The sequence below is a fragment of the Dyadobacter sp. BHUBP1 genome, assembly GCF_050587785.1.
GTDB lineage: Bacteria > Bacteroidota > Bacteroidia > Cytophagales > Spirosomataceae > Dyadobacter.
On record NZ_JBOBIH010000006.1, the window covers coordinates 245,641 to 271,837 of the forward strand.

At 51.0% G+C, this 26,197-nt stretch carries 22 protein-coding genes; 8 read left to right on the forward strand and 14 right to left on the reverse strand.

The annotated features are described in order from the left end of the window. The first annotated feature begins 15 nt into the window (after positions 1–15). The gene (locus tag ACQ4MZ_RS23175; RefSeq protein ID WP_430848989.1) at positions 16–723 is read left to right on the forward strand and encodes a LytR/AlgR family response regulator transcription factor; all 708 of its coding nucleotides are present in this window, start codon (positions 16–18) and stop codon (positions 721–723) included. Positions 724–797: 74 nt separating this feature from the next. On the opposite strand, the gene ACQ4MZ_RS23180 is transcribed toward ACQ4MZ_RS23175, so the two are convergent. From ACQ4MZ_RS23180 to ACQ4MZ_RS23195, 4 genes are all read right to left on the reverse strand, one after another. Further along, positions 798–3,317, reverse strand: coding sequence for a glycoside hydrolase family 95 protein (locus ACQ4MZ_RS23180; RefSeq protein ID WP_430848991.1), 2,520 nt, complete (start codon positions 3,315–3,317; stop codon positions 798–800). A gap of 312 nt (positions 3,318–3,629) precedes the next feature. Then, positions 3,630–4,868 (reverse strand): RNA polymerase sigma factor, encoded by a 1,239-nt coding sequence (locus tag ACQ4MZ_RS23185; RefSeq protein WP_430848993.1) that lies wholly within the window; start codon positions 4,866–4,868, stop codon positions 3,630–3,632. Positions 4,869–4,928: 60 nt separating this feature from the next. Continuing rightward, positions 4,929–5,270 (reverse strand): YciI family protein, encoded by a 342-nt coding sequence (locus ACQ4MZ_RS23190; protein ID WP_430848995.1) that lies wholly within the window; start codon positions 5,268–5,270, stop codon positions 4,929–4,931. Positions 5,271–5,413: 143 nt separating this feature from the next. After that, positions 5,414–5,755 (reverse strand): YciI family protein, encoded by a 342-nt coding sequence (locus ACQ4MZ_RS23195; protein ID WP_430848997.1) that lies wholly within the window; start codon positions 5,753–5,755, stop codon positions 5,414–5,416. Positions 5,756–5,934: 179 nt separating this feature from the next. Between ACQ4MZ_RS23195 and ACQ4MZ_RS23200 the strand changes: the two genes are divergently transcribed. Next, the gene (locus tag ACQ4MZ_RS23200; RefSeq protein ID WP_430848999.1) at positions 5,935–7,119 is read left to right on the forward strand and encodes a DUF748 domain-containing protein; all 1,185 of its coding nucleotides are present in this window, start codon (positions 5,935–5,937) and stop codon (positions 7,117–7,119) included. A gap of 4 nt (positions 7,120–7,123) precedes the next feature. On the opposite strand, the gene ACQ4MZ_RS23205 is transcribed toward ACQ4MZ_RS23200, so the two are convergent. Both ACQ4MZ_RS23205 and ACQ4MZ_RS23210 read right to left on the reverse strand, forming a co-directional pair. After that, positions 7,124–7,606: a low affinity iron permease family protein gene (locus ACQ4MZ_RS23205; protein ID WP_430849001.1), complete on the reverse strand. Its 483-nt coding sequence runs from the start codon at positions 7,604–7,606 to the stop codon at positions 7,124–7,126. Between the two features lie 255 nt (positions 7,607–7,861). Beyond that, positions 7,862–10,717 carry a PVC-type heme-binding CxxCH protein gene (locus ACQ4MZ_RS23210; protein ID WP_430849003.1) on the reverse strand — a complete coding sequence of 952 codons (2,856 nt, stop codon included), beginning with the start codon at positions 10,715–10,717 and terminating at the stop codon, positions 7,862–7,864. Positions 10,718–10,851: 134 nt separating this feature from the next. Here ACQ4MZ_RS23210 and ACQ4MZ_RS23215 point away from each other — a divergent pair, with 134 nt between their 5' ends. Together ACQ4MZ_RS23215 and ACQ4MZ_RS23220 are read left to right on the forward strand one after the other, a co-directional pair. Beyond that, a complete protein-coding gene (locus ACQ4MZ_RS23215; protein ID WP_430849005.1) occupies positions 10,852–11,283 on the forward strand; it encodes an antitoxin Xre-like helix-turn-helix domain-containing protein in 432 nt (143 codons plus the stop codon). 3 nt (positions 11,284–11,286) lie between these two features. Beyond that, positions 11,287–11,769, forward strand: a complete 483-nt coding sequence (locus ACQ4MZ_RS23220; RefSeq protein WP_430849007.1) for an RES family NAD+ phosphorylase — start codon at positions 11,287–11,289, stop codon at positions 11,767–11,769. Here the strand turns inward: ACQ4MZ_RS23220 and ACQ4MZ_RS23225 are convergent. Continuing rightward, positions 11,766–12,146, reverse strand: a complete 381-nt coding sequence (locus ACQ4MZ_RS23225) for an iron chaperone (RefSeq protein ID WP_430849009.1) — start codon at positions 12,144–12,146, stop codon at positions 11,766–11,768. The genes ACQ4MZ_RS23220 and ACQ4MZ_RS23225 overlap by 4 nt on opposite strands. A gap of 51 nt (positions 12,147–12,197) precedes the next feature. Between ACQ4MZ_RS23225 and ACQ4MZ_RS23230 the strand changes: the two genes are divergently transcribed. Next, complete coding sequence (locus ACQ4MZ_RS23230) at positions 12,198–13,913, forward strand: arylsulfatase (RefSeq protein ID WP_430849011.1); 1,716 nt, start codon at positions 12,198–12,200, stop codon at positions 13,911–13,913. Between the two features lie 411 nt (positions 13,914–14,324). On the opposite strand, the gene ACQ4MZ_RS23235 is transcribed toward ACQ4MZ_RS23230, so the two are convergent. The 5 genes from ACQ4MZ_RS23235 to ACQ4MZ_RS23255 all read right to left on the reverse strand — a co-directional run bounded on the left by ACQ4MZ_RS23235 (position 14,325) and on the right by ACQ4MZ_RS23255 (position 18,754). Next, positions 14,325–14,651 carry a hypothetical protein gene (locus ACQ4MZ_RS23235; RefSeq protein ID WP_430849014.1) on the reverse strand — a complete coding sequence of 109 codons (327 nt, stop codon included), beginning with the start codon at positions 14,649–14,651 and terminating at the stop codon, positions 14,325–14,327. Beyond that, positions 14,648–14,851, reverse strand: a complete 204-nt coding sequence (locus tag ACQ4MZ_RS23240) for a hypothetical protein (protein ID WP_430849016.1) — start codon at positions 14,849–14,851, stop codon at positions 14,648–14,650. Before ACQ4MZ_RS23240 ends, ACQ4MZ_RS23235 begins: the two co-directional genes overlap by 4 nt. A 37-nt stretch (positions 14,852–14,888) precedes the next feature. Further along, positions 14,889–15,563, reverse strand: a complete 675-nt coding sequence (locus ACQ4MZ_RS23245) for a response regulator transcription factor (RefSeq protein ID WP_430849018.1) — start codon at positions 15,561–15,563, stop codon at positions 14,889–14,891. Positions 15,564–15,565: 2 nt separating this feature from the next. Continuing rightward, complete coding sequence (locus tag ACQ4MZ_RS23250) at positions 15,566–17,026, reverse strand: sensor histidine kinase (RefSeq protein ID WP_430849020.1); 1,461 nt, start codon at positions 17,024–17,026, stop codon at positions 15,566–15,568. A gap of 84 nt (positions 17,027–17,110) precedes the next feature. Continuing rightward, positions 17,111–18,754: a hypothetical protein gene (locus tag ACQ4MZ_RS23255; protein WP_430849022.1), complete on the reverse strand. Its 1,644-nt coding sequence runs from the start codon at positions 18,752–18,754 to the stop codon at positions 17,111–17,113. 233 nt (positions 18,755–18,987) lie between these two features. Between ACQ4MZ_RS23255 and ACQ4MZ_RS23260 the strand changes: the two genes are divergently transcribed. Continuing rightward, the gene (locus tag ACQ4MZ_RS23260; protein ID WP_430849024.1) at positions 18,988–19,764 is read left to right on the forward strand and encodes a GLPGLI family protein; all 777 of its coding nucleotides are present in this window, start codon (positions 18,988–18,990) and stop codon (positions 19,762–19,764) included. Further along, the gene (locus ACQ4MZ_RS23265; protein WP_430849026.1) at positions 19,751–22,519 is read left to right on the forward strand and encodes a TonB-dependent receptor; all 2,769 of its coding nucleotides are present in this window, start codon (positions 19,751–19,753) and stop codon (positions 22,517–22,519) included. Before ACQ4MZ_RS23260 ends, ACQ4MZ_RS23265 begins: the two co-directional genes overlap by 14 nt. 2 nt (positions 22,520–22,521) lie before the next feature. Here the strand turns inward: ACQ4MZ_RS23265 and ACQ4MZ_RS23270 are convergent, their stop codons facing one another. After that, the gene (locus ACQ4MZ_RS23270) at positions 22,522–23,784 is read right to left on the reverse strand and encodes a T9SS type A sorting domain-containing protein (RefSeq protein ID WP_430849028.1); all 1,263 of its coding nucleotides are present in this window, start codon (positions 23,782–23,784) and stop codon (positions 22,522–22,524) included. Positions 23,785–24,223: 439 nt separating this feature from the next. Here ACQ4MZ_RS23270 and ACQ4MZ_RS23275 point away from each other — a divergent pair, with 439 nt between their 5' ends. Beyond that, positions 24,224–24,568 (forward strand): winged helix-turn-helix domain-containing protein, encoded by a 345-nt coding sequence (locus ACQ4MZ_RS23275; RefSeq protein WP_430849030.1) that lies wholly within the window; start codon positions 24,224–24,226, stop codon positions 24,566–24,568. An 85-nt stretch (positions 24,569–24,653) separates the two neighbouring features. On the opposite strand, the gene ACQ4MZ_RS23280 is transcribed toward ACQ4MZ_RS23275, so the two are convergent. Continuing rightward, positions 24,654–26,195, reverse strand: coding sequence for an alkaline phosphatase family protein (locus ACQ4MZ_RS23280; protein ID WP_430849032.1), 1,542 nt, complete (start codon positions 26,193–26,195; stop codon positions 24,654–24,656). Positions 26,196–26,197 lie beyond the last annotated feature (2 nt).

Consider the following 26,197-nt stretch of genomic DNA (forward strand, 5'->3'; position numbering starts at 1 on the left):
CAAAAATCCTGACGTATGCTGCAATGCGTGATCATCGATGACGAACCTCTCGCGAGGGGAATACTGGAAGAATACCTGTGCAAATCGGGCATTACGGGTGCCGTGCAGTTCGGCAATGCCCGTGACGCGCTCGGGTACCTGCAAGCGCACGAGCCGGATGTCCTGTTTCTGGATATTGAAATGCCTGAAATGAACGGCATCGACTTCCTGAAATCACTACCGCAACCGCCCGTTACCGTTTTCACCACCGCCTACCGCGACTATGCCTTCGAAGGTTACGAACTTGGCGTCATTGATTTTCTCTTAAAGCCCATTTCATTTCCCCGTTTCCAGCACGCCCTCGAAAAAGTGCGTGATTTCCTGCAATTGAAAGAACAGAATGCCGACCTGGAACAGAATCCGTCGGAGGAGAAACCGGACTTTGTATTTGTCAAAAGCGGCGTCCAGCGCGTCCGCCTTGCTTTCGACGATATTTCCCATATCCAGGGACTGAAAGATTACGCCATTATCCATACCAGCACCGGTAAAGTCGTCATCAAAGGCTCCGTGAAGGCCATGCTCGATATCTTTCCGCCCGCCCGCTTCCTGCGCGTGCACAAGTCGTTCATTATGGCCATCGACAAAATCCGGCGGATAGAAAGAAACCGGATTATCTGGGGCAGTCATCAGATTCCGATCGGGAGGAATTACAAGGAGGAGGTGATTCAGTTGACAGGCCGCTGATATTCGCCGGCCATAGTTAGTATTTGGTCAGATACCTTTTGAGAATCACAGAGCCATTCATAATAAGGGTTAGGTCAGCGGGTAAAAGTGTAAGTCTTTCCTTTTTCTGTTTTGAAATCGTACAAAGCCGTTTCCGGCAACTTTAAAGCGGTAATCTGGGCAGCAGGAGAAACTATTGGCTTGGGAATATCCATCAGTTGATAAAATGGATTGCTATTCGGGTTGGCTCCGGCGAGCGCCAGCGAATGGCCTTTCAGTGCATTAGGCAATCTCAACCGGCAGTTTCCACCCAGATTTGATTTAATAACCAACCTTGAAACCTTTCCCTCTTTCCATTCCAATGTCACAATTTCGAAACCGCCACGCGCCCGCAAGCCGCTGATCGACCCGTTTTTCCAGCTGTCGGGAATGGCTGGGAGCAAATGAATGGCGCCGTCGTGGCTTTGCATGAGCATTTCGGCAATGCCGGCCGTACAGCCGAAGTTACCGTCAATCTGAAAAGGCGGATGTGCATCGAATAGGTTGGTGTAAGTACCGCCACCGCCTTTCTTGCCAGGCGCGTTCACGGGTGAAAGCTGGTCGGTAATGAGTTTGTAAGCACGGTTGCCATCGAGCAGGCGCGCCCACCAGTTCACTTTCCAGCCCATCGACCAGCCGGTAGAGACGTCTCCCCGGTGTTCCAGTGAAGTCCTCGCCGCGCTGAAAAGCTCAGGGGTGCGGTAAGCCGAAAGCTGATGCGAAGGGTACAATCCGTATAAATGCGAAATATGGCGATGCTTGTCCTCGGGGCTGTCGAGGTCTTCGAGCCATTCCTGCAACTGTCCGAATTTCCCGACTTGCATGGGAGGCAGCTGCGCGCGTTTGGTTTTCAATGTTTTGACAAAATCGGAATCGGTTCCAAGCGCCTCCGCCGCACGGATCGTGGCAGTAAAAATGTCGTACACGATCTGGTTATCCATCGTATTCCCTGCACCGATCGTCGTCTTCGGGCGAATCGCCGGGGCATTTTCAGGCGACATCCCAGGTACCACTACCAGCCATTGATGTGTGGGCTCGGGCACCAGGAAGTCGACAAAGAACTGCGCCGATCCTTTCAGCGCCGGGTATACCGATCTGAGGTACTCCTTATCACCCGAATAGCAATATTTTTCCCACAAATGCGTACTCAGCCAGGCTCCGCCCATCGGCCACATGGCGTAAAAAATCGGGTCAACCGGGCCGGTAATGCGCCATAAGTCGGTGTTGTGGTGTGCAAGCCAGCCCTTCGCGCCATACATTACACGGGCCGTCTCCTGCCCCGTCTCCGACAGTTCTTTCACCATTTGAACCAGCGGTTCGTGCAGTTCGGTGAGGTTGGTAACCTCCGCGGGCCAATAATTCATTTCGGTATTGATATTGATGGTATACTTACTGCCCCACGGCGGGTTCATTTGCTGGTTCCAGATGCCTTGCAAATTAGCCGGCTGCCCTATCGGCATTCCATTGCCACCCGGCTGCGAGGAAGAAATCAGCAAATACCGCCCAAACTGGAAGTACAATGCCACCAATTGCGGATCGTACCCCGAAGCAAATTTCACAATACGCTCATCCGTAGGCCATTGAGCGGCTTCCGAAGTCCCCAAATCGAGTTTTACCCTATTGAAATAATGCTGATAGGCAGCAATGTGGCTTTTCAGAATTGTATGAAATGGCTTTGCGGCGGCTTTGCCCAGGTACTGGTCCGCTTTGGCTTGCGGGTTCGCCGTCAGCGTTTTGTAATTCACGAAATTGGTGGCAATAGAAATGTAAATCGTGGCCGCATTCGCCTTGCTGACCGTCAGCGAGGTATCTCCCTCGCTCATTTGCCCGCCCTCGGGCGCTACCAGCACATGCGCGCGAAACGCTACCTGGCCCTTAATCCCTTCCTTATCTCCGCTGATTCCCGCAAAAATCATCCTTCCTCCTTTCTCCATCCTCCTTTCTCCCTTCTGCGGACTGTTCAAAAACGAAGTGAATGTGAGTTTGCCAGGTTTATCGGCCGTCAGCCGAATTGCAATCACCTGATCCGGCACCGATGCGATGACCTGCCGGGTATATTTCACGCCGTCGACGGTGTAGGAAGTGGTCGCCACTGCTTGCTCAATGTCGAGTTCGCGGTAATAATTTGTGAAATTGTCGTGACCCGGAAAGGCGATATTCAAGTTACCGACGGGTTGGTACATCATCCCGTTCGTTGTCTTCGACTCGATTTTCTCCGCGGCGAGCTTGGCAGCCTCATCGTGTTTGCCTTCGAAGATCAGCCTGCGCACCTCGGGTAATGCGGCAAGAGCATTCGGGTTGTCGTTTCGGTTGGGACCACCCGCCCACACCGTCGATTCGTTGAGTTTAAGGACCTCTTTTTCGGGATTACCATACACCATGGCGCCCAACCGGCCATTCCCCACCGGCAATGCGTCGGTCCAGGTATTTCCGGCAGGCTTTTTATACCAAAGCTTCAATGCGCCGGGCGTCGCTACGCCGGGCGTCGCCACGCCGGGCGTCGCCACGCCGGGCGTTTGCGCAAAAATCTGATTGGTGAAAACAAAAAGAGTGAGACTTAGTAGTAGGTGTTTCATGCAAAAGTGTATTTGTTATCCTTTGCGTTAAGAGGACACAAACGGGGATTTTTAATGCTCTCGCTTGTTAAAGTTTGGTTAACCGGTCTCAAACACAGCTCGGAAATAGCCGCTGCGAGCTAGCAGGGTAAAACGATGGGCAAATTAGACGAATGGGATTAACGGGGGTATTAATAAAAACTTAACGAGGCCGGGGAATGTGAAAAAGGTTGATTTAATCCAGTATTTTGCCGGTAACATCAGGATCTCCACTCAAATATGCTTCGCTCACCACCGAAAAAAAGATACTATCTGCATGCATTAAAATAGATGTTATCCAACCTCACTTACCTTCCTTATCTTCTCCACCAATAGCTGGCGGTCCGCGCGCGACTTCGCCAGACCGACCGCCGCATTGAAATATTCCAGCGCTTTCGCGTCGTCGATTCCCAAATACAATTCTCCCAGCAGCGAGTGGTATAAATGGTTGTCGGCAAGATTCAGTTTCTCGGCTTCACGGATGGCCTCGGCTTTGGACCGGGCTTTGGCCAAAGCATAGGTGCGGTTCAGCGCGGCGATGGGCGAATATTCCAGAATGAGCAACTGGTTGTAGTATTGAAGAATGCGCTCCCATTTTTCAGGAGTGTCGGCCTTGATGGTGTGCCAATAGCCGATCGCCGCTTCGAGGTGATAGCGGGAAAGCTGCTGGCCAATGGATGCGCGGTTGAGGTAGCACTCGCCCCGGTTGATCAACGCCGCGTCCCAGAGGCTATCGTCCTGATCCTGGTAGAGCACGGTTTCACCCTGGGGATTAATGCGTGCCTCGAAACGCGATGCATGAAAACACATCAGGGCAAGCAGTGCGTTAACGGGCGGCCGGTCGGTGCCCGGATTTTCTGTCAGCATTTTTGTGAGCCACATGGCTTCAATGCAAACATCCTTTCGCAACGTGACATCTTTTCCTGCCGAGTAAAAACCTTCGTTGAAAAGCAGGTACAACGTTTTTAAAACCGCTTCCAGGCGCGCCTCAATCTCGGTTTCATCGGGAAACTCCATTTTCACCTGCTCGGCACGCAGTTTTTCCCTGGCCCGGTAAAGCCGCTTATTGATGGTCTCCTTATTAGTCAGAAACGCGCTGGCGATCTCGTTAATCCCGAAGCCGCACAAAACATTGAGCGCGAGGCCAATTTGCGATTCCACGGGGAGAGACGGATGGCATATGGCGAACATCATCTGCAACTGGCTGTCGGTAATGTTCCGGGCCGATAGATCGACATCTATTTCATCACCCACCGGGCTGTTCCGCACCACCTGACCACTGACTTTCTCTTTAAAAAGCTTGTCACGCCGAAGGTAATCGAGTGTTTTATTGCGTGCCACAGTGTAAAGCCACGCCACGGGATTATCCGGTATTCCCTTAATCGCCCACATTTCGGAAGCGAGCAAAAATGTATCACTGGCGATATCCTGGGCAATTTCGATGTGCTCCAAACCGAATGTCTTACCTAATACCGCCGTGATCTTGCGGTATTCTGTCCTGAACAAGTGTGGTATCAACTCCTGGTTTTCCATGGCGTTAAATTAAAAAAGCCTTTGCTGGTTACAAAGGCTTGTGGAACATGCGGGTACCGGTTATATACGGTCTATCTCTCTCACTTCGACATTGCCGCCGAAGAGCAGGATCGGACAGCCCTTGGCCATTTCGGTTGCTTCGTCCAGCGACTCCGCCCGCACCATTGTGTAGCCGCCTACTGACTCCTTCGTTTCGATATACGGACCGTCGGTGATGGCCAGCGAGGGTTTTACCACCTTACCTGCCGGATTCAACCGGTTGCCCCGGTCGATCAGCTTGCCTTGTGCAGCAATTCCTCCGATCCAGTCCATCCATTTCTGCATGCTGGCCTGCATTTCCTCGGGTGAGCGATCGGCCAAAGTGGAAGGATCATTTCTGAAAACAAACATGAAGTCTTTCATTTTGATCTAAAGTTTAAGTTTTAAAGCTTGTTGACGAACAGCCGGCACCAGACTGGACAGAAGTTTAATTTTTTATTGAAAAAATTTCGGATGCCTGTAAAAGACCCTTGCTGGTAAAAGGACTTATCTCCGTTCCGACAAAGTTACACTTTGATAATCGGTCGTACTTCGACATTACCTCCGGCAACCAGGATCGGGCAGCCTTTGGCCATTTCGGTTGCTTCGCCCAATGATTCCGCCCGCACCATGATGAAGCCTCCGATGGACTCCTTTGTTTCGATATAAGGACCGTCAGTGACGACCTTCGCCGGCCTTACCACATTGCCCTCATTTGCCAGCTGATTTCCGCGATCCACGAGTTTGCCCTGGGCCGCAATGCCACCAATCCAGTCCATCCATTTCTGCATGCTGGTTTGCAGTTCGTCGGGAGACATTCCAGCCATTATCGCCGGATCATTTCTAAAAACAAACAGAAAATCATTCATTTCGATATAAGGTTTAAGTTTTAAAGCCTGTTGACGAATGGCCGGCGCAAGGCTGGACAAAAATTTAACTTTTTCTCAAAAAAATTACGAAACCTGCAAAAGTGTGTAGCTGCCTTGGTACGATTGTTTCAATAAGCGGCCTAAAAATCAATCGCATCTCATTGCAAACAGAATTTGGAATGACCACCACACGCACGCATTCAAAAAAAAGACGCACGACCAAAATATTAATCGGGATTGTAATCGCCATTGTAATAATCCGACTGATTCTACCGTACGTCGTCCTCCATTTTGCCAACAAAAGCCTCGCCAATATAAACGGGTATTACGGACATATTGACGATATCGACCTTGCCATTATCCGTGGAGCTTACCGGATCGACAGCATTTACATCAACAAGATGGATGGCCCGGGCGAAGACTCCGTTAGCCAGACGCCCTTTTTCGCATCCAAAGAGATCGACCTGTCGATCGAATGGAAGGCACTGCTCAAAGGTTCCATCGTGGGCGAAATGGTTTTTCAGAGACCTTACCTTCGCTTCACCAAAGATAAAGTCGAGCCGAAAGAGGTGGTGAAAGACTCCGCCGATTTCCGTAAGATACTGGACCAGTTCATGCCTTTGAACATCAACCGCTGCGAGCTGCGGGGAGGGGCGATCCAATATAAGGATTTCAGCTCCAAACCAAATGTCGACATTGCCATGACCAACGTGAACCTGCTTGCCCAAAACCTCCGTAATAGCTACGATTCATCGGCTGTACTGCCGGCAACCATTCACGCAACCGCGGATGTGTATGAGGGGAAGCTCCGTTTTGATGCCAGGCTCAACCCGCTGGCCAACGCTCCCACCTTCGATATGAGTGCCGAACTGACCCATACCAATCTGGTAAAGCTAAACGACTTTTTCCAGGCATATGCCAAAGTGGATGTCAACGATGGGCGCTTCGGGCTGTATACAGAGGTGGCGGCGAAAGACGAGGAATTCAAGGGATATGTAAAGCCGGTAATCAAAAATCTGGATATTTTGGGTAAGGAAGACCGGAAGGACAACCTACTGAGGAAGCTGTGGGAAGCCGTTGCGGGAGGCGCAGGCAAGTTGTTTGAAAACAAAAATAAAGACCAGGTAGCAACCAAAATCCCCTTTCAGGGCAGGCTCGACGATCCCAAAACGAATGTATGGGTGGCCATCGTCAATATTCTGCGGAATGCATTTATACACGCTATCCAGCCTTCCATCGACAACGAGATCAGCATTGCGTCGGTGAAGGAGGATAAAAAAGAGAAGAAGACCTTTTTTCAAAAGATCTTCTCCAAAGATGACGACGAAAACAAGAAGGGAAAAAAAGGGCAAGAAAAAAGATAAATAGCTATTCCTGTGAGCCGGTATCGCCATTTGTGAGTCCAGAAAATCCGCCCTGCTTGTGCTTATGCAGTCGTTGAGCGGCATCGATGGAATGCGAAGTATGAATGTCGCCGTCCTCTTCCGACATTTCCGCCAGTTTCTGGTAAAACTTACGCAGCACGTCGAGTTCCGCCTCACTCAGGTCTTCAATATCGACCATCCGGTTGCTTGCATAACGGCTGGCTCCAATCAGTTCATTCAGTTTCAATTGAATGGCTTTCGAGTCTTTGTTCTGTGATTTTTGGATCAGGAAAACCATCAGAAAAGTGACGATCGTCGTACCGGTATTGATCACCAGCTGCCACGTATCGGAATACCCAAAGATCGGTCCGGTAATCCCCCAGACAAGTATGATCCCGAATGCTACGCCGAATGCCGTTGAACTACCCGTCCATGCTGTGATGCGGGTAGCCATTTTCTCAAAAAAATTAATTTTTCCCCTTTCCATAAATAAGCAATGTTGATAAAGGCAATCTCCGATCTTTCGGGCGGAAATTCTATTTCTCTGCCTGGTTTTCCAATAAAAAATATGCCAGTCTGACGAGTAGTTAATGCGCCATTGTTCATCCATAGACAATTAAAATCACCATTATGACTTTCGTCATGTTTTTAAATAAATTTCTTCGCATATATTTGTAGTATTACTTCACTATTCTACTCAACGTTATTAAAAAAGGGCTTCTACGTGAAGCCCTTTTGATTCTCAATGGTTCATTGCGGTTCCGGTTGCATGGTCAACGTGAGGATGCAGGCTTTCGGTTTTACCCACCTTTTGATAGTCTTTCAGCACTTTTTTAGATTCCTCAGTACCAATCGCTTCCACGCGCTGGATCATGTAAGGCAGCATCTTAGGAAACCTGGATTTCTCGGCCAGCTGCAATGCCCGTTTGGCATCAATCGGCGCCAGAGGCTCGGCGGCATACCACTCCATGAGCGGCAGGTTGTGGTCGTCCTTATCATCGGTCTTTTGCACCAATGCATCCAGCACGTCCCAGCGTTGAGAAGGATCTAGTCGGAGCATTCCGGAGGTCAAATACAGCCTTACCAGTTTCGAATTATCTTTTTGCGCCATTTCAACAAACTTTTTCAACGTTTCCGGCGACACCGATTTGCCTTCCGTCAGCAGTTGTATCGACCAGCTGCGAATGTATTCGCTGTCATTTGAAAGCAAATCGGCCAGCTCCTTTTCAGTGAGCCCTTTGGTCACGTGGAGCGTCCATAATGCGCGGAGCTTCCTGGTTTCATCCGGATTCTTCGCGAGTATTTCTTTCAATGCCTTGTGCACCTTTTTATTTGGGCTCCGCTCCTGCAAAATGGTGCGCGCCTGCCGAACGTACCATTCATTGGGGTTCAACTGATGATTCACCAGCTCCATATCGGATGCTTTGGATAAGTCCACTTGTACCCATTTATCGTTGTCATGGCTTATTTTAAATATCCGGCCCATGGTTTTGTTGTGCACGTCGGGATTCGGGCTGTGGCACTGGTTCTTGTCGTACCAGTCGATCGCCCAAACGGATCCGCTCGCGTCATACTTAAAGTTCAGCCACTGCGACCAGGAATCGTTCATGGCCATGAAGTCCTTCTTGTGGGTTGCTTCATAACCGGATCCCGAGCGGGTAAGGTGATCTATATTGAGACGCGCGCCGTTGATATTGTTCATGAAAATATCGTTACGGTACTCCTTCGGCCAGCTGTTGCCGAGGTAGATCATCGCTCCCGCATGCGCGTGCCCGCCTCCCGCGGATGCGGAGCGGAAGTTACCCGCATGTGGCCCGCGCTCACCTACCCAGTGCACGTGGTCGGCGATGGTCTTAATGTCGTCGTAAGTGTAGGGATTGAAGTGCTTTCCTGCCTGCCGCTGGTAGCGTGCCCCCTGGATCACATGATACATATGCGGGATCACGCACACGGTAATGAACGGGTGCCCGTAGTCATTGAAATCAATTCCCCACGGATTGCTCGATCCTTCCGCGAAAACTTCGAATTTGTGCGACGTCGGGTGATAGCGCCATACGCCGGCATTGATTTTGGTCCGTTCCGAGTCCGGCGCTCCGGGCTTGCCTACATTGGAATGCGTAAACACGCCGTGTGTGCCATACAGCCAGCCGTCTGGTCCCCAGCGAAGGTTGTTGAGGACTTCATGCGTATCTTCCAGGCCCCAGCCATCGAGCAATATCTGCGGTGGACCAGCGGGCTTGTCATTTTTAAAATCCGCAGGAATAAACAGCAGGTTAGGCGCCGAACCCAGCCACACCCCTCCCATTCCCACTTCGATACCGCTGATGAGGTTCAGGTTTTCCGCAAATACCTTGCGTTTGTCGAGCGTACCGTCGCCGTTAGTATCTTCAAAAATCAGGATTTTGTCCCTGCCCTGCCCTTCCGCAGCGCGTACCGGGTAAGTATGTCCTTCAACCACCCAAAGCCTTCCTCGGTAATCGACAGTGAAGCTGATGGGCCTGATAATATCCGGTTCTGCGGCTGCCAACGTGATCTTGAAGCCCTGCGGAGGCGTCATGGCCCTAGCCGCATCCGTTCCCGACAAGCCCGCGTTCAAGACAGGATCCAACGGCGGAAGAATGATGATATCCTTCTGTTTCAACTCATTGGGGAAATCAGGCCGGCTGGGGTAAAAGCGAAAATCATCAAAATTAATATGCGCCCATTTGTCGTTGGGAATGTAAGGAATCTGAGAAATGCCGGTCTCGTTATCGACGATGCGGATAAAAATCTCCTTGTTCAGGTACGGTTGCAGGTCCACGACCGCTGGCTGCAATGTAGCCCGGCCCTGGCCGGTAATGTGGTAAATGACCTTGTTATCAGCGGCCGTCACGATTTCCACGCGGGTATCCTGCAACGCGCCGCCCGATACCCGAAATGCCGCGAATGGCTGCGTAACCTGAAATGGCACGGAAGTCAGGGTACCGGTTTGCTTGTAGTTAAGCGTACCACCGCTGCTGAGGAAATACTTCCCTTCATAGCCTATGTTCATTTCCTTTTCATGGACCGGGGAAGGATCGGAGCTGAAAAGCGCATTCGCGAATGCGTCGCCCGTTGCCGTCCAGTTTTTCAGGTCGCCTGTTTCAAAACCCAGGTTCAGTGGCTGCCCGTCTTTCACAGGAAGCTGTCCCGCCACCGTTTCGTTGGAGATAACCCCTTCTACCACTTCAAAACTGCCAACCATCCCCGCAGCACGGTGCCCGGGCACTGAACAGAAATAGGTATCGCTCTGCTCGGCTTTGAACGTAATGCTGGTACTGGTCCCTTTTTCAATAATCACTTTGCTTTTGATACCCAGCTTTTCGAGCGCGATATCGTGTGTCATCAATTCGCCATTCGTGATGGTGATCCGCACGCGGTCTCCTTTGTTCGCTTTCAATGTGGGGTTCCGGGAGCCATCCTTGGCAAAAAAACCGAGCATGGTCGCTTCCAGGGCATAGTCCCGATCGAACTTCTCAGTAGGTTGTGTGGTAGTTGTTTTTTGCGCGAGGAGGTCCTGCGCCGGGAGGGTCACGATGGCCAATGCCAACGGAACGAGCATGTGTGTCAACCTGATCATACTTAACTGTTTAGGAATTTCGGTTTTAAAAGTTGAGGAATAAAGGAGGACAACACTATGTTTATACTTACTGGAAAAAATTCAGTTTTGATTTTGAAAAAATTCCTATATTTGAGTACCTAATCTTCTTTGCCATGAAAGCCTTTGCTCAACCCGGGTCCAATTTGAAATCCAAATTCAATCACATCGCCATGGACAGCAATTTTTCCATTGTGCTCTCTGCCCGAAAAGGTCTACACACCAAAGTTTTCTATGATTTCGCGGAGGCAATCAAAATGCCGGAACGGAGATTGGCAGCCATCATGAACGTGTCTGCCCGTACTATCAGCAACTACAAAGAGGCTCAAAAACCGTTGGAACCGCTTTATGGAGAGCATCTTTTGAAACTGATCGCGCTTTTTGAAAAGGGGGAAGAGTTTTTCGGAACGATCGACGAGTTCAACTACTGGCTGCAAAAACCATTCTGGAATTCGACGGAAAAACCCGCGGACTGGCTGACGACAGGCGGTGGTGTGGATTTTCTAAGCGAGGAACTCGATAAAATGGCCGAAGGTTATCCGGCGTAAACGATGCTAGTATTCCGGATTGTCCACACGCTTTATGCGAATACGTTGTTCGCTTCCGGCATGCGCGGCAGATGGAACAGTGCTGGCAATAAAGTGATTTACACATATGAAACAGTCACGCTGGCACTACTCGAAAACTTGGTCAGAAGGCAGGGAGTCGGATTCAATAGTGATTTCAAGATCATGTTTATTGAAATACCCGACGATGCTGTGGTCGAATCGATCACAGAAACCGACCTTGAAGCCGGTTGGCGTGACCCGAACGATTACTCCCAATGCCAGCCATTAGGGGATCGGTGGTTCAGCGCGGTCGAAGCACTTGTGCTGAAAGTACCTTCGGCAGTGATGCCTCTTTCATACAATTTTGTCGTTAATACCCTCCATCCAGACTATCCGCGTGTGTCGCTCGTCGGGGTCACCGATCTGATGCCTGATCCACGGATTGAGGATATCTTAAAGAAGTATGGTTTCAAAACAGGCGCTTAATCCGCACCTTGTTTCGCAGCATTCGCCTGATTTTCGGCAATCCGCAATTCCGTAATCTTTCTGATCAGGTCAAGCGGCATGGGTTTGTTCAATGGGAAGTGCACCGAGCCTTTGGTCCCCTTATAACCCGAAAGTTCAGTAGCAAGCGCCTCGGAGATCTTTCCTGTAACCGGGTAAAGTGCAACGTGCTTTTTCCAGCCGGCAAAATAAATAAGGTACGTCCCGTTCAGATTGAATGTGGGCATGTCGTATGAAATCGTCTCCGCGGCCTCAGGTGCAGCATTCCTGATTACCGTCCGAATTTCCTGTAATACTTTCTGTACATCGTCCGGAAAAGTAGCGATGTATTCGTCTATTGAGTGGTGTTTTGTGGCCATTTCCAAGTCTTTTACGGCTGAATAAGTTAGCGAAAATTTCTACTTTCGGAAATGACTAAAACCAAACTATCCTTGATCTCGCTCGCATTCATGGCGGGCATGGGCCTTGTTGCCCTCAAAAGCGGGAACGCTCCTGTAAAATCTAATGCTGCCAAACGTCCCAATATCATCGTGATACTTGCCGATGACATGGGCTATTCGGACATGGGCTGTTACGGAGGCGAAGTGCACACGCCAAACCTCGACTACCTCGCTCAAAACGGCCTGCGTTACCGGCAATTTTACAATACGTCGCGCTGCTGCCCCACGCGCGCATCCCTGCTCACGGGCTTGTACAACCAGCAGGCGGGAATCGGAAAAATGACGGAGGCCGAAAACCAGCCGGGTTATCGGGGCCATATCACCGAAAATACCGTCACGCTGGCCGAAGTCCTTAAAACCGCAGGTTACCAAACAGGAATGACTGGCAAATGGCACGTCTCCAACACTTTTACGCAAAAGACCCCGCACGAACAGCTCGCCTGGCTGAATCATCAAAAGGAAGCGGGCCCTTTTTCTCCCATCGAGCAGTATCCGACGAGCCGTGGTTTCGATAAGTACTTTGGAACGATCTGGGGCGTCATCGATTTTTTTGACCCTTTCAGCCTGGTGAATGGCAAAGAAGCGGTCAAAAGTGTTCCCAAGGACTATTATCATACAGACGCCATCAACGACACGACAGTCGCTTACATCCGGGAATTCGCCAAATCCGACAGGCCATTTTTCCTATATGTAGCGCAAAATGCGCCTCACTGGCCGTTGCAGGCAAAACCGGAGGACATTGAAAAATACAAGGATACCTACAAAGGCGGCTGGGAGGCAGTCTGTAAGGCACGTTATGCAAGAATGGTCAAAATGGGCCTGATTGACCCGAAAGTTACGCCATTACCGGAAACGCCGGCCAACGCTATAAAATGGGAAGACAATCCCGACCGCGAATGGGATGCCAGGGCGATGGCCGTCCACGCGGCGATGATCGACCGCATGGACCAGGGAATCGGCCGCGTTATCGACGCATTGAAACAAACCGGCGAGTTGGATAATACGTTGATCCTGTTTCTGAGCGACAATGGGGCCAGCCCCGAAAACTGCGCCAAATACGGCCCGGGTTTCGACCGTCCCAGCCAAACGCGCGACGGCCGAAAAATCACATACGCTACCGAAAAGCAGGTTATGCCTGGTCCCCAGACGACCTATGCGTCCATTGGCGCGCGCTGGGCGAGCGTTGCCAACACGCCATACCGCTATGCGAAAGCCGAGTCGTTTGAAGGTGGGATCAATACGCCGATGATCGCTTGCTGGCCCGGGGGCATTACAGCCAAAAAAGGAAGTTATAGCGATCATACAGGCCATGTGATGGACCTGATGGCTACATTCTGTGAACTTTCGGGCGCGAAATATCCCCGGCAGTTCAATAACAACGATATCAAACCCACTACCGGGACAAGCCTTGTCGGCTCGTTTTCCGGCAAACCTTCAAAAGGCCATTCAACACTCTTCAACGAGCATTTCGGTGCTCGTTATGCCCGGGAAGGCAACTGGAAACTCGTGTCGACCGCTGCCGATTCCACCTGGCAGCTTTACGACCTTTCTACCGACCATTCGGAAACCAAAAACCTGGCTGCTGCCCATCCCGAAAAGGTCAAACATCTGGCTGGTCTTTGGCACCAATGGGCCAATACCCACCAGATATTTCCCAAACCGGGCAAGCAGGACCCTTCAAAATAACAAACTGTTAACGTCCCGATTGCCGCCTGTGTAAATGCCGGATGTATATAGGCCGAAAAAGTCAATCGCATTTTGCCGCGATACCGCTGTTAAGCGCCTGGAAGGTTGTCCCCTGGTTCAATTTAGGGTTTGAAAACAGCATCGCGTAGTACGCGTGACGCATTGCTGCGAAGTGTTCTGATTACCTGGCCAGCAAGTATCGTTGAAGATCGTTGCTCTGTACCCAAGCTGGCAACGGCTTGTGATCTTCTGTTAGTTCGATAACAGCATCATAAGTTACGTCAACAAGAATAATACGGGAGAACAGGATTTTGTTTCGCTCAAATAGCGGCATGGTAGCGGCATACATCTCTTTGATCACATCCGCAGTGACTTCGTGTCCGCCATTCAAATGTCTGATTTTTGCTCTATCTAAGCATACATTGATATCATCTGAAAAAAGAGAATAAGATCGATTTGATTTTTATGGTCAAAAGCAGCAATCGAGCGCAGATAGTCGTAGTGGGATTCGAAGCCTAGATTTAGCTCTAACGCAAACGGCTCCTGACTAAACAATAAGTCGCGAATCCTATGATTGCTCTTTAGTGATGCAATATCCTGGTAGTTCGCAAAGCCAAGCTTTTTATACTGATAAGCCGCCAAATTCTGATCTACAATGGGGACTCCGAGGGGAATGAACGATTGGCTGTGTGTGCTTTTACCGATACCCGGAGGTCCCGCAACCAGGTAAATCGTCATCGGATTACTTGTATCCGGCCGTCCTTATGTTCCACTACTACGTGGCCATCGCGTTTGTAAACCAATGGCTGTCCAATTGAAAAAAGGTAGTCGCGCGCATTTACAGCGAGTTGCTGCTGCCATTGAGAACGCTCTTCCCGCGTCATAGAACACGGATCATTCGTCCGGTGGCCAATTTTGAATTGAATATCCTCTTTCATTTTACCTAGTTTGTACAAAAATACAAAATACCGCTTCTCAAAGCACCAGCTTATACCCTCTTCCACGAATATTAATGATCTGGATCTTGGGATCCTCACGGAGGTGGCGGCGCAGTTTGGTGATAAAGACATCCAGACTGCGGCCGTTGAAGAACGAGTCGTCGCCCCAGAGTTCGGTAAGGACCTCGCTGCGGCCGAGAACCTCGTTCCGTTGCTGGTAAAGGCGACGGAGGAGTTCGGCTTCACGGTGGGATAGTGTTACCTCGTGGTTATCGACAGTAAGTTTCTGTTTGGCAGGATCGAAAATATAGCGGCCTATTTTGAGCGTTCCGTTCGTGTTCGTCCGCGACGCGCCGGTACGCAGGAGCGCATTGATGCGTGCGACCAGTTCGTCGAGGCTGAATGGCTTCTTTAGATAATCATTCCCGCCCAGTTCAAAGCCGCGGACGACATCCGAAGTCTGCGAACGTGCCGTAAGGAACATGATCGGCGTATGCGGGTCGTCGCGACGGATTTCCTCGGCCATCGTGAACCCGTCCATGTCGGGCATCATGATGTCGGCGACGACGATATCGGGATGGTGCTGGCGGTATTGTTCGAGCCCGTCGATGCCGTTGGCAGCGTACAGCACCTCAAACCCTCTGTAAACCAGGCTATCTTTCACAATCATTCCCAGCGCGGGCTCGTCCTCGATGAATAATACCGTAGCCATTTTTAGAATTTTAAAACAAATGCACTCCCTTTTCCCGGCTCGCTTGCCAGACTAATGCTCCCGCCATGCTTCTCCACTACCTGCCGCACATAGGCCAGTCCGAGACCGAAACCTTTCACCTGATGCAAATCGCCCGTCGGCACTCGGAAGAAGCGATCGAAGACGGAGGCCTGGTAAGCTTTCGGAATGCCTATACCATTGTCGGCCACCGTGAGTTGCCAGCCATGCGGCTCCTGTTCGTAGTTAAACGATATCGTCACGCGGTCGTAAGAGTATTTGATCGCATTATCGATGAGGTTATTAATCACATTTCCAAAGTGCATCCTGTCCACCTGCACCATCGTTCCGAACGGGATATGCATATTAAAAACCACCGTTTTCGCGGCCTTAATGCGGTGGCTGGCCGCCAGTTCGCATAAGATCTCGGCCAAGCTCACCGGCTCCGTGTGAAATTCGAATTCCTGCTTCTCCTCCACTGCCAGGTTCAATACTTTTTCTACCAGATCGGACAGTCTTTGAAGGTTATTCTGTGAAATATGGAGGTACTCTTCTGTTTTGCGCGGATCGTTTAACGCCCCGAAGTTTAGTAGTGCGTCCACAGCTGCGTTGACCGTCGCAATGGGCGTTTTGAGCTCGTGGGTCATGTTATTGATAAAATCGTTCTTGATGTCGGAGAGCTTCTTTTGGCGAAGGATTGTCCGCAGCATAAACACGAAACAGCCCGTCGTAAGCAGCAGGAGCATCAGGGAGCAGCCGAGCAGCCACGCCATCCGTCTCAACAGGTATGGGACCGGGGTTTCAAAAGTAGCCTGAACGAACAGATGCCGCACCGGGTTGATCGGCAACGGCAATGTACTGAAACGGTCGCCCCCTTGCCTCCTCAAACCATTAAAAATGATCACATTATTGGCCCCGGTTTTGGGAAGTATATGGAGTGTATCGAGCAGAAACGAAGCGTGAATATCCCTTCTTGCCAATTCGGCCTGGTAGGCCGCATAGATCTTCTTCATGTCGACCCGGCCACCTTCCTTCCATTCCTGCATTACGAACCTGGAAATACGGCGCGCGAGCGTATCGGCAGGTGCTACTACAATGCTGTCGTTGTTGAACTGGTAATAAAACCGGGATGCTTCGCCGCTGCGAACGCCCAACCGCCTGACCACAACGCGTGCGTCGCGGGCGCCGCTGCCGGGAGCTTTCTTAGTGGAATTGCCGACAGGAGGTTCATCAGGAACATCGCCGCCAGGAGGTTTTGAGGGAACATTTTGTTCGCGTATCAGCACGCGTGCATGGTCAAGCTGTTGGCTCTCGACCACCTGAAACAATGCATCTTGAACCACATTTGCGAATTGCTGCCGGTTGAGCCGGTAGGTGGTCAAGAGCCAATATCCCTGGAATGCATTGATCGCGACAATGCAGGCGGTCATGAGCCAGAAAATCGATCGGATGCGGCGGTTCGTCATACCGCAAAGCTACGCTTTCCGGGTGGATGATTTCCGGCACTTTAACACTATTTAACACAAAATAGCATTGATTAATAAGGCCTTCTAGCGCAAGAGTGAAATAGCCGGCGTTTCCCTACGATGAAAAATCCGAACGCCGTTTAGTTCCCTTACCAGCCGGTAATGCCGCTGCACATACTCGCGAATGACCGGCACTTTGTCGTGAGGCAGAAAAAGATCTCCCCGTTCCGAATAGTCGCGGATCATCGCTTCTATGAAGATTTTCGGCTTGTTTTCCTCCATATCTTCCACGAAATCACGCGTCCAGCTTGGAACAAGCGGCGATTTCATCGAAAAATGAAAGGTATGCACATCGCGGTAACCCATGGGCCGCTGCGCGGCCACCAGCAGCCCGTCGCGCCAGCCCCATACTACTACCGGGTCCGACGAACAGCTGTTTTGTACAATATGTCCTACCACCTTCTTATCAATATCATCCCGCTTGTCGTAAGCAATATCCCCGTCGAGGTATTTGAGGCTCACTACCATTTGAACAATGCCTCCGAGCAACAGTATTCCCACCGCATATTTACGAAGTTCCAGCCGGGTTACGGACAGAAATAACGCATTGAAAATCAGCAATGGTACAAAAAGGAAGAGCTTATAATGCTCAAAATTGTTTCCCGATTGCAATACGGCGTAAACGCTCAGCAGCAAAAACAGAAAGTTAAAAACAAGCGGCACCCAGTTCGTTTTGAGCCCGGAGCTCCATTTTTTGAACGACAAAACCGGCAATACAACCGCCAGCGCGGCCAGCGTGAGGATGTAAATACCTGAGCTTGTGGCATAGAAAATAAACCGTACGACACGCCCGGGACTGAACCGCTCCGCAATGGGCATGGAGGAGAACTGGGTCGTAAAAGAATAATAAAAGTAATTCCAGAAATAGTTGTTCCAAAAAACATCCAGCTTGCCCCGTAAACCATAAAACACGTTAATCAGAACCGTAGGTAAAAGACAACCCACCAGCAATGCCGCCATATTCCGCCAATCCTTCCGTTGCGCCATCGCGAGCAATAAAAATGCCCCGGTGAGCAATCCCATCGGGGCATTTTGAAATTTGGCGTAGACAAGACTTCCCAGCAATATACCCGTAAAAGCGGCTACCATGGGACTCGACCATCGGCCATAGACATATAAAAAGAACAACGCGATACCGGCTGTCACCATAAAAATGCTGCTATGCTCGGAATTATAGGCGGCGAAAATAGGACAGATTGTGCCCAGAAAAAGCGCAAGACTCCAAGTCACTACCAAACTGAGGCTTTTCCCTGCAAACAATTTACATATCTGATACAGAAGCAGTACCGTCCCGGTCCATAGCAGTAAACCAATGATTTCAGCGCTGCTGTAACTGACCGGCATTCCCGCCCATGAGCCGGCTAGCAACGGAAACACGGTCAAAGGCCGCGCGTCGGTGTAGTTGAGTAATGTCCAGAGTTTGTTGGGGTAATGGTTAATCGCTATGACGGCACTGAGCCAGGTACTGGTATCGATATCATATTCCTGATCGCGCAAAAACGGGACCCTTACGGCCCATATCAGCACCAGAATAACGGCAATTATCGCTGCAGCGTCTTTTCCGGAAACCTTGCGTTTGGGTTCATTGATATACACCTTATAAATCCACAAAGTTGATAGAAAAAAGACTACAAACAGGAAGAGTTTGAAGTAGAGGCTATAAATCATTAGTATACAGAGGGTTGCTTGGGTTGAGTTGGTTAAACCAATATAAGCCCAGGTTCCTGATAATGTGCTATGGAATGTGACTTTTTTTAGTTTTCGGCAAGCAACTGGTACGAGGAGTATTTTTTATTGAACTCTTCCCAGATTTAGCGTTAACACTACTTAACACTAAATAGCAGAACCTTACAAACCGTCGCCTGACCTTTGATCCATCAAATCAAAAACATGGTGACATTATGAAAAAGCTCCTTTCCATTATCGCGCTGCTCTTGGCGGCCGCGCCGGACATGCTCGCACAAACCTCCGGGCAGATCAATTACGAAGTCGTGCGAAAAATCGACCAATCGCGCTTACGCTTCATGGTAAACGGCGAGGAGGTAAAGCAGGGTGACCCCAATTTCCCGACGGATGTTCCCGACACCCGTACCATAGGCCAGAAAGTGTTGTTTGCCGGAAATTTCGTACGCGAAAGCCGCGATGAAGAGAATATGATGTTGAGGGTCAGACAAGAACCAGGCGGGATTCCGCAGACCACCAATGCCGGACGGCCATTCGAAGAATATGTGGTGGTAGACATTGCTGGCCAGAAAACCCTCACTTTTGTGACCGTGGGCAAAGATAAGGAAGCGCATACCTACAAAACCGAAGCGCCGATTGAGCCAACCAGCGGATGGCAGCTCACGCAGCAGACGAAAAAAATCGCCGGGTATTTGTGCCAGAAAGCGGTGGTCAATTTTAAGAAAGAACCCTATTCCGTATGGTTTACGACCGAACTGCCGTTCCGCTACTCGCCGGTGCCTGCTCTTACGCCCGAAAAAGGGGTAGTACTGCTTGTGGAAGGTAGCCGTGAACAGTTCAGGGCCACGAAAGTGAGCCTGGGTAAGGTTGACGACAAAACCGTAATGCCGGATGTACAGGCAGAAAGCGTCAGCCAGGAGCAGATGACAGATATCCGTCAGCGGGCAATGGCGGATTTTCACCAAAAAATGGGGCCGGGCGGTGGAGGCATTTAAACTGATATTCTGCTTGCTGCTGCTCTCGCTGTCGCCCCTGCTTGCGCAAAAAGTTACGCCGACGGGCGAAATCAGCGGCGCCGTGCTCGACTCCGCCTCGCGCAAGCCGCTGAGGATGGCGTCCGTCTCGCTCCTGCACGCACGTGACTCCGCATACGTAACTGCGACCACTACAGGCGGCGATGGCGATTTCCATTTCCGGAAGGTTACTCCCGGCTCTTATCGACTGCTGGTCACGTTTATGGGTTACAAAAACATTTCCCTGCCCGTTACCGTTGCCAGCGATACCCCCGCCAATGTCGGTACGCTATTTATGACTGAGCAGGGCACGCAACTGAATGAGGTAGTGATCCGCCAGGAAGCCGCGCCGATCACGATTAAACAGGACACCGTTGAGTTTAACGCGGGCTCCTTCAAAACGCAGCCGAATGCACAGGTGGAGGAACTGCTGCGCAAGCTGCCGGGCGTCGAGGTGGCACGCGACGGTTCCATAAAAGCCAACGGCCAGGCTGTGAATAAGGTACTTGTGGACGGCAAGCCGTTTTTCGGCAACGACCCCAAAATGGCGACCCGCAACCTACCTGCTGATATCGTCGACAAGGTTCAGATGTTTGACCAATCATCCGATCAGTCCCAATTCTCGGGTGTGGACGATGGCGATCGGGAACGGACTATCAACATTACCATTAAAAAGGACAAAGGAAAGGGTTATTTCGGGCAAAATGCACTAGGCGTCGGCCCGAGCAGCGGCGATCAATCGGCGCGGTACGAGGCGAAATTGAATGTGAACCGATTCAATAACCACAACGGCGGGCCCAACCGGCAACTTTCGGTGATCGGGCAGGCCAATAACCTCAACCAGCAGAATTTCACGATGGGCGAAGGCGGCGGCGGGCCGCAGTTTGTGGGCCAACCGGGCGGAGGGGGCGATGGCGGACCGGCTGCCCCATCCAATATCACTGAAGTCGCCGCGTTGGGCGCCAACTACCGGACCGAAAGCAAGGCAGTGAAGTGGGGCAAACGCTCCGAAATGGCCGCCAGCTATTTCGTCAACCGCGCCGTAACCACCACCGACCAGCAAAGTCGTCGCGAAAACATATTACCCGGCCAGTCGTTTCTGACCGACCAAAGCAACTATTCCAAAAACACATTGCTGACACACCGCATCAACGGCCGCTTCGACCTGCCGATCGACTCGCTGACCAGCCTGCGTTTTACGCCTAATCTCAGCTTTCAGACCAAGGATGTGCTTAGTAAAAACAATAGTTTTTCTTACCGCTCGCCGGCCGACTCTCTCAACAAAGGGCTGACCAGCAACGATCTGCATGGCACGGGCTGGAATGGCTACAATAATCTGCTGTTCATGCGCAAATTCAAAAAGGAAGGCCGGTCGCTGTCGGCGAACCTCAATTCCGTTCTGACCACAGGCAATACGACGGCCTACAACCGCGCGACCAATACGTTTTTTGATACATTAACCACCGAACACAGGATTGATCAGCGCAATGCACAAGACCAGTTTGCATTGCAAAATACAGTGAATGTCTCTTTTACAGAACCCATTTCATTTACCCAAAAACTGGAATTCAGGTATGCTTACAGCAACAGTTTTGGAAAACTGCTGCGCAATGTAGCCAGCAAAAGCGAAGAGACCGACCAGTACGACCAGCCTAATGCCGCATTAAGCCGGAATTTTGCCAATACCTTTGAAACCAACCGCCTGGGCGCCACATTCCAGACCCGGCGCCTGCGTTACACGGTCGCGTTGGGCGGCGATGCGCAGCTGGCATCCCTAAGGCCTGTCGACAGGTCTAGCGACGCCGGTTACAGCTCCCGGTATGCATATTTCATGCCGAATGCGATGTTTTCCTACACATTCCCTGGAAACAAAAACCTGCGACTCCAATATCGAACGAGAGTCGTTTCGCCCGGCATTACGCAGCTGATACCCATCGCGGACAATTCCAATCCGCTCAATATCAGCATTGGCAATCCGGATTTGCGTCCCGAATACTATCATAACCTTACGCTCACATTCAGCATCTCGTCGCGCGGCGGAACTGATAACCTGTTTGTATTCAGCAGCTTCAACCAAAGTAACAACCGCATTGGGGTCTCCACTCGCACGGACGAATCCGGCGTGCAGTTTACGACGCCGATCAACACCCGGGGATTTATGTCGGGAACGGGATTTGTTTCTTTGGGCAAAAAGATCGAACCGCTGCACCTGACTGTCAACCTGAGCACTCAGGGAAGCCTTGCGCGTAATACGAACCTGATCAATGCGTCGGATAATGTAACCACCTCGACTTCTATCGGACAGGGAGTCCGCCTGCAGTCGGATTACAATGGCAGGATCGACTATGGACTGAGCGCGCGCATCACCTACCAGCAGGCGCGGTATTCGCTTCTATCACAGCAGAATATGCAGTATTGGTCGCAATATGCCACGGCGGATATACATTGGCAGTTACCTGGAAACCTGGTGCTCACCTCCGACCTCGCCTATACCGGCAATACCGGCCGTGCCGAAGGGTACAACCAGCGTTTTATGCTCTGGAATGCGTCCGTTGCCAAACAGTTTCTGCGCACGAAGCAAGCCGAGGTGCGGTTGCAGGTATTCGATCTGCTGAACCAGAACCGCAGCCTGGTTCGTAACACAGGCGACGCATACATCGAAGACGTCCGCAGCCGGGTCCTGAAACGGTATTTCCTGGTCAGCCTGGTCTACAATCTCCGGAAGTTCGGGATATGAAGCTACGGCCTTGCTATCTCCAACCGGCCTTTGCGCTCCCCTGCCCCGTTGCCTGTGAGCGTATAATAATAAGTACCAGGTGCCAGTTTCGAGATATCCAGCGGCTGGCTGTCGGAACTAACAATGCCCGACCATGCAACTTTTCCGTTGCCGTCATACAGCCGAAATTCGCCGCCACCGGCAGCCAGCCCATTTGCCAGTGTTACCTGGCCAATCGACGGATTAGGATACACAAAGAAATCTCTATACGGGATCTTCTGCCGGGGCACTTCAATGGATGGACCCGTAAAAGTGCTGATAAGCCCCTTCTGCGTGGCCACATACAGGCGCCCGTTTGCATACGCGAGGCCATAAGTGTAGTATCCGGCCAGGGTATCGACCGTCGTCCATGCCTCCGAAAGCGGCTCGGCAATGCGTCGCTTGTATACAATGGTATGGTTATCCCCAAAATTCACCGCCGCGTAAATGTGTGTGGCGGTAGTCGTTGCCCGCGAAACGCCCCCGTGCCGCATGCCAGCAGGCACATATAGCCAGGTAGCACCGTTATCGCCGCTCACATAAGCTCTGGAATTGGTAAATGCCCAGACATGCTTTCCTGTTTGCACAAAATCGAAGGTAGTCAGCCCGGGAAGAATGCCTCCGCCGTGGTAGCGAATGTTCCATTGGGCCGTTTTATCATCCAGAATGACGAGAGTACCATTCGCGCCCATTCCGCCGATGAGGCAACTGTCGGTGTTGATAATCGCATTGAAACTATAACTGGTCCTGAAATCGAGGCCCTTGTTAAATGCTGCCCAGCTAGTACCTGCCGCATTGAGCTGCTGTATACCCTGGTCGTCGGTGGCTACATATAGTCTACCCTTCCTTTCTGCAAACCGGATGGGAGATGTGCCCGAAAAGCCCTGAGAGGCAAAGCGCCAGGTTTTACCATTGTCGGTGCTTTCGTAAATGCCCTTTCCATAACCAGTGGCATACAGCTTGCCCTTGAAACTGACCAGATCGTCGATACCTGCCGGTGCGGGGTTAAATTCTGTTGATGCCGCCCACGAAGTCCCCCACCGGTCGGCAATGTAGACCTGGCTCGCACCGGCCGCATAGAGCCTTCCGCCGAGGTTGCGTATTGCGTAGATATCACTTAGAGGCACCTGCCTCTCCAACCGCCAGACGACGCGGCCAGGACTCGCCGTGCCAACGGATATCTCATCGGACTGTGCAAATGCGTATTGAAAAGAAAACAAACTAAGAACGTAGCAAATGATTCTCATGGCTGACAAATGTTGTTGAAAACAGGATGTCGTAAATACCACAAAAATGGTTTGCAAGGATTGAGTGAACGGTGCAAATTGCTGGGCGTAAAAGACAAAAAGCGTGTTATGGCAGTTCCATGACACGCTTCTACACTACATGTTCGTTTATCGGCTTATTATTCTTTCTTGTATCTGGAAATTCGGTCGTGTGATGAGCCGCCCTGCTACCAGCATTCCGACTTTCGGACAACTGTAAGTTTAGCACCTCTGCACCAATGTAAAATTAATTCTATAATAGAAATAACAAATAATTCCACGTTATTTTTTTTATTAAGCCACCAAGGCACAAATTAGCACGAACGCATTCGTGAAGCATTCGTGCCTTGGTGGCATTAAAACCTCATTTTTTAATCCTAGTTTGCGGCAAGAAAAGATTAATCGCTAAAAAAACTGCCGCATGGAAAGATATATCGAGATACGGCTCCGACATTGGGTGTTTGTAGATGAGGTCAAATTTTTCGGTCCCGGACGCTACGAGTTGCTCGAACGCATCGCCGAGACCGGCTCTATCGCACAGGCGGCCAAAGAGATGGGACTGTCCTATAAAAAAGCATGGGCGATGGTCGACGCGCTCAATACACTGGGCAAAGGACCATACGTAGTCACACAGAAAGGCGGTACCAAAGGGGGCGGTACGGTGCTTACCGACACTGCCCGCAATGTGATGGCGGCCTACAAACGTCTCAACGATAAGCTGAATGCTGCATTGGCCGAAGAATCCGAGCTTTTGTCACTCGTTTGAGTTCAAAGGCGTCGCGTTCCGCGAGGTGAGAGCATTCGAAATGCGTTTGCTAAAACTGATTCGGGCAACATACAATAACTGCTGGTCAGCGGGCCGGTGTTCTTTCTGTTTGGGCATAGTTGAAATATCGGTAATCGCCCAGGACAGACATTTCTGCGGACAATTTGTAGGTTCCCCACGGATAAACCGCCTCCGTTTTTACGAGATGTTTTTGGGAAATGCCGTTCGCTTTCCGCGCCTTTTGCAGCAGCTCAGTCACTGCCCTGCCATCCATTCCAGCCGGCTTTGGCAAGTTGTAAATGGCCAGAATCGTGGGAACGATATCGGCATTGGAAGTCGGCAACTCCGTGCTCGCGGCATGCTTAAAATCCGGCCCCGAGGCGAACAACGCAATATTGATCTCGTAAGGACTGGCCCCGCCGTGCCCTGCGACACCTCCCGCAAAGTCGGTACCGGCATAGCCCTTGTCGTTTTTGGCATCATTCCAACTGGGAGCTACAAGAATATCCCCGGAGCGTTTTGGGTGATCGTAATGGATCAGGTCAAAAGAAAGCGTTCCTTTTACGCGGCCCTGAGTGTCGCCTTTTTTAATTCCTTTTGTAAAAACCGCTCCCACCCATTCCTGCTTGTGCAATGCGGCTACTATGCCGGCAATGACCTTTTCGTCGTGATTTTTTACGTAAATCGCGCCCTCCGCTACTACTACATCGTCAGATTTTTGGTCTTGTTTAAAGCCTTCTTTGATCAGAAAATCAGCCAGACCCGGTTTCTCTTTGTGCGTCACAAAGCCGTGGTCGGTGGAAATAATGATATTATAACGCTCCCCGGTTCCTTTCGCCCGCAAGGCTTCTATGATCCGCCCGAATTGCCTGTCGACGTATTGAATCGCCTTGACCGCCTGCTCCGAGCCGATACCATGCTCATGCGCCGCGCCGTCAGGGTCCGAAAACCAGATTGCGCTCACCAGCGGGCCATTCTTGACCAGGCCATATTTCAGTAATGCGTCTGTAATCCATTTGTGCCGGACCAGTTCCTTACGTTCTTCCTCCGGCAGCGCGCCGATATCATTCAGGACCTGCGTTTTGAAGGTCTCCGGCAATATAAGGCCCGGGTTGACAATTGCCCCATTCACTGTATGGTTTTGCAAGAAGGCCTGTCCCGTCGTTCCTGAGCTGAAAACCATCATCTTCTGACCCGCATCCGCCAGCACCTCACCTAATGATTTCGCCGTGAGCAGCGGCCCGGATGTAGCTGCGGGAATTTTACGCAAATCTTCGTAGGTCGTCTCGATAGGCCTGTTCGTAGCGACTTCGGGAATGTAAATGGAATTACCCAGCAAGCCGTGTGTCCCCGGATACGAGCCCGTTGCATAGGAAGCTGAATTCACCCGGGTTACCGTCGGAAAGACGCTGTGATGCTGCTTACCCAGGGCCGAAGACTGTTTGAATGCAAACAGGTTAGGCATTTGCGCTTCCGTGATGTAGTCCGGACGCAAGCCGTCGAAAAACACGATCAGGGTTTTAGCATGAAAACGGCCACTAGCCGCAACCGTACCCTGTCCGTGCGCTTGTTGGAGGACAATCACCGAAAAAAGGCAGACCAGGTAACGGAAATGCGGCTTCATCATGC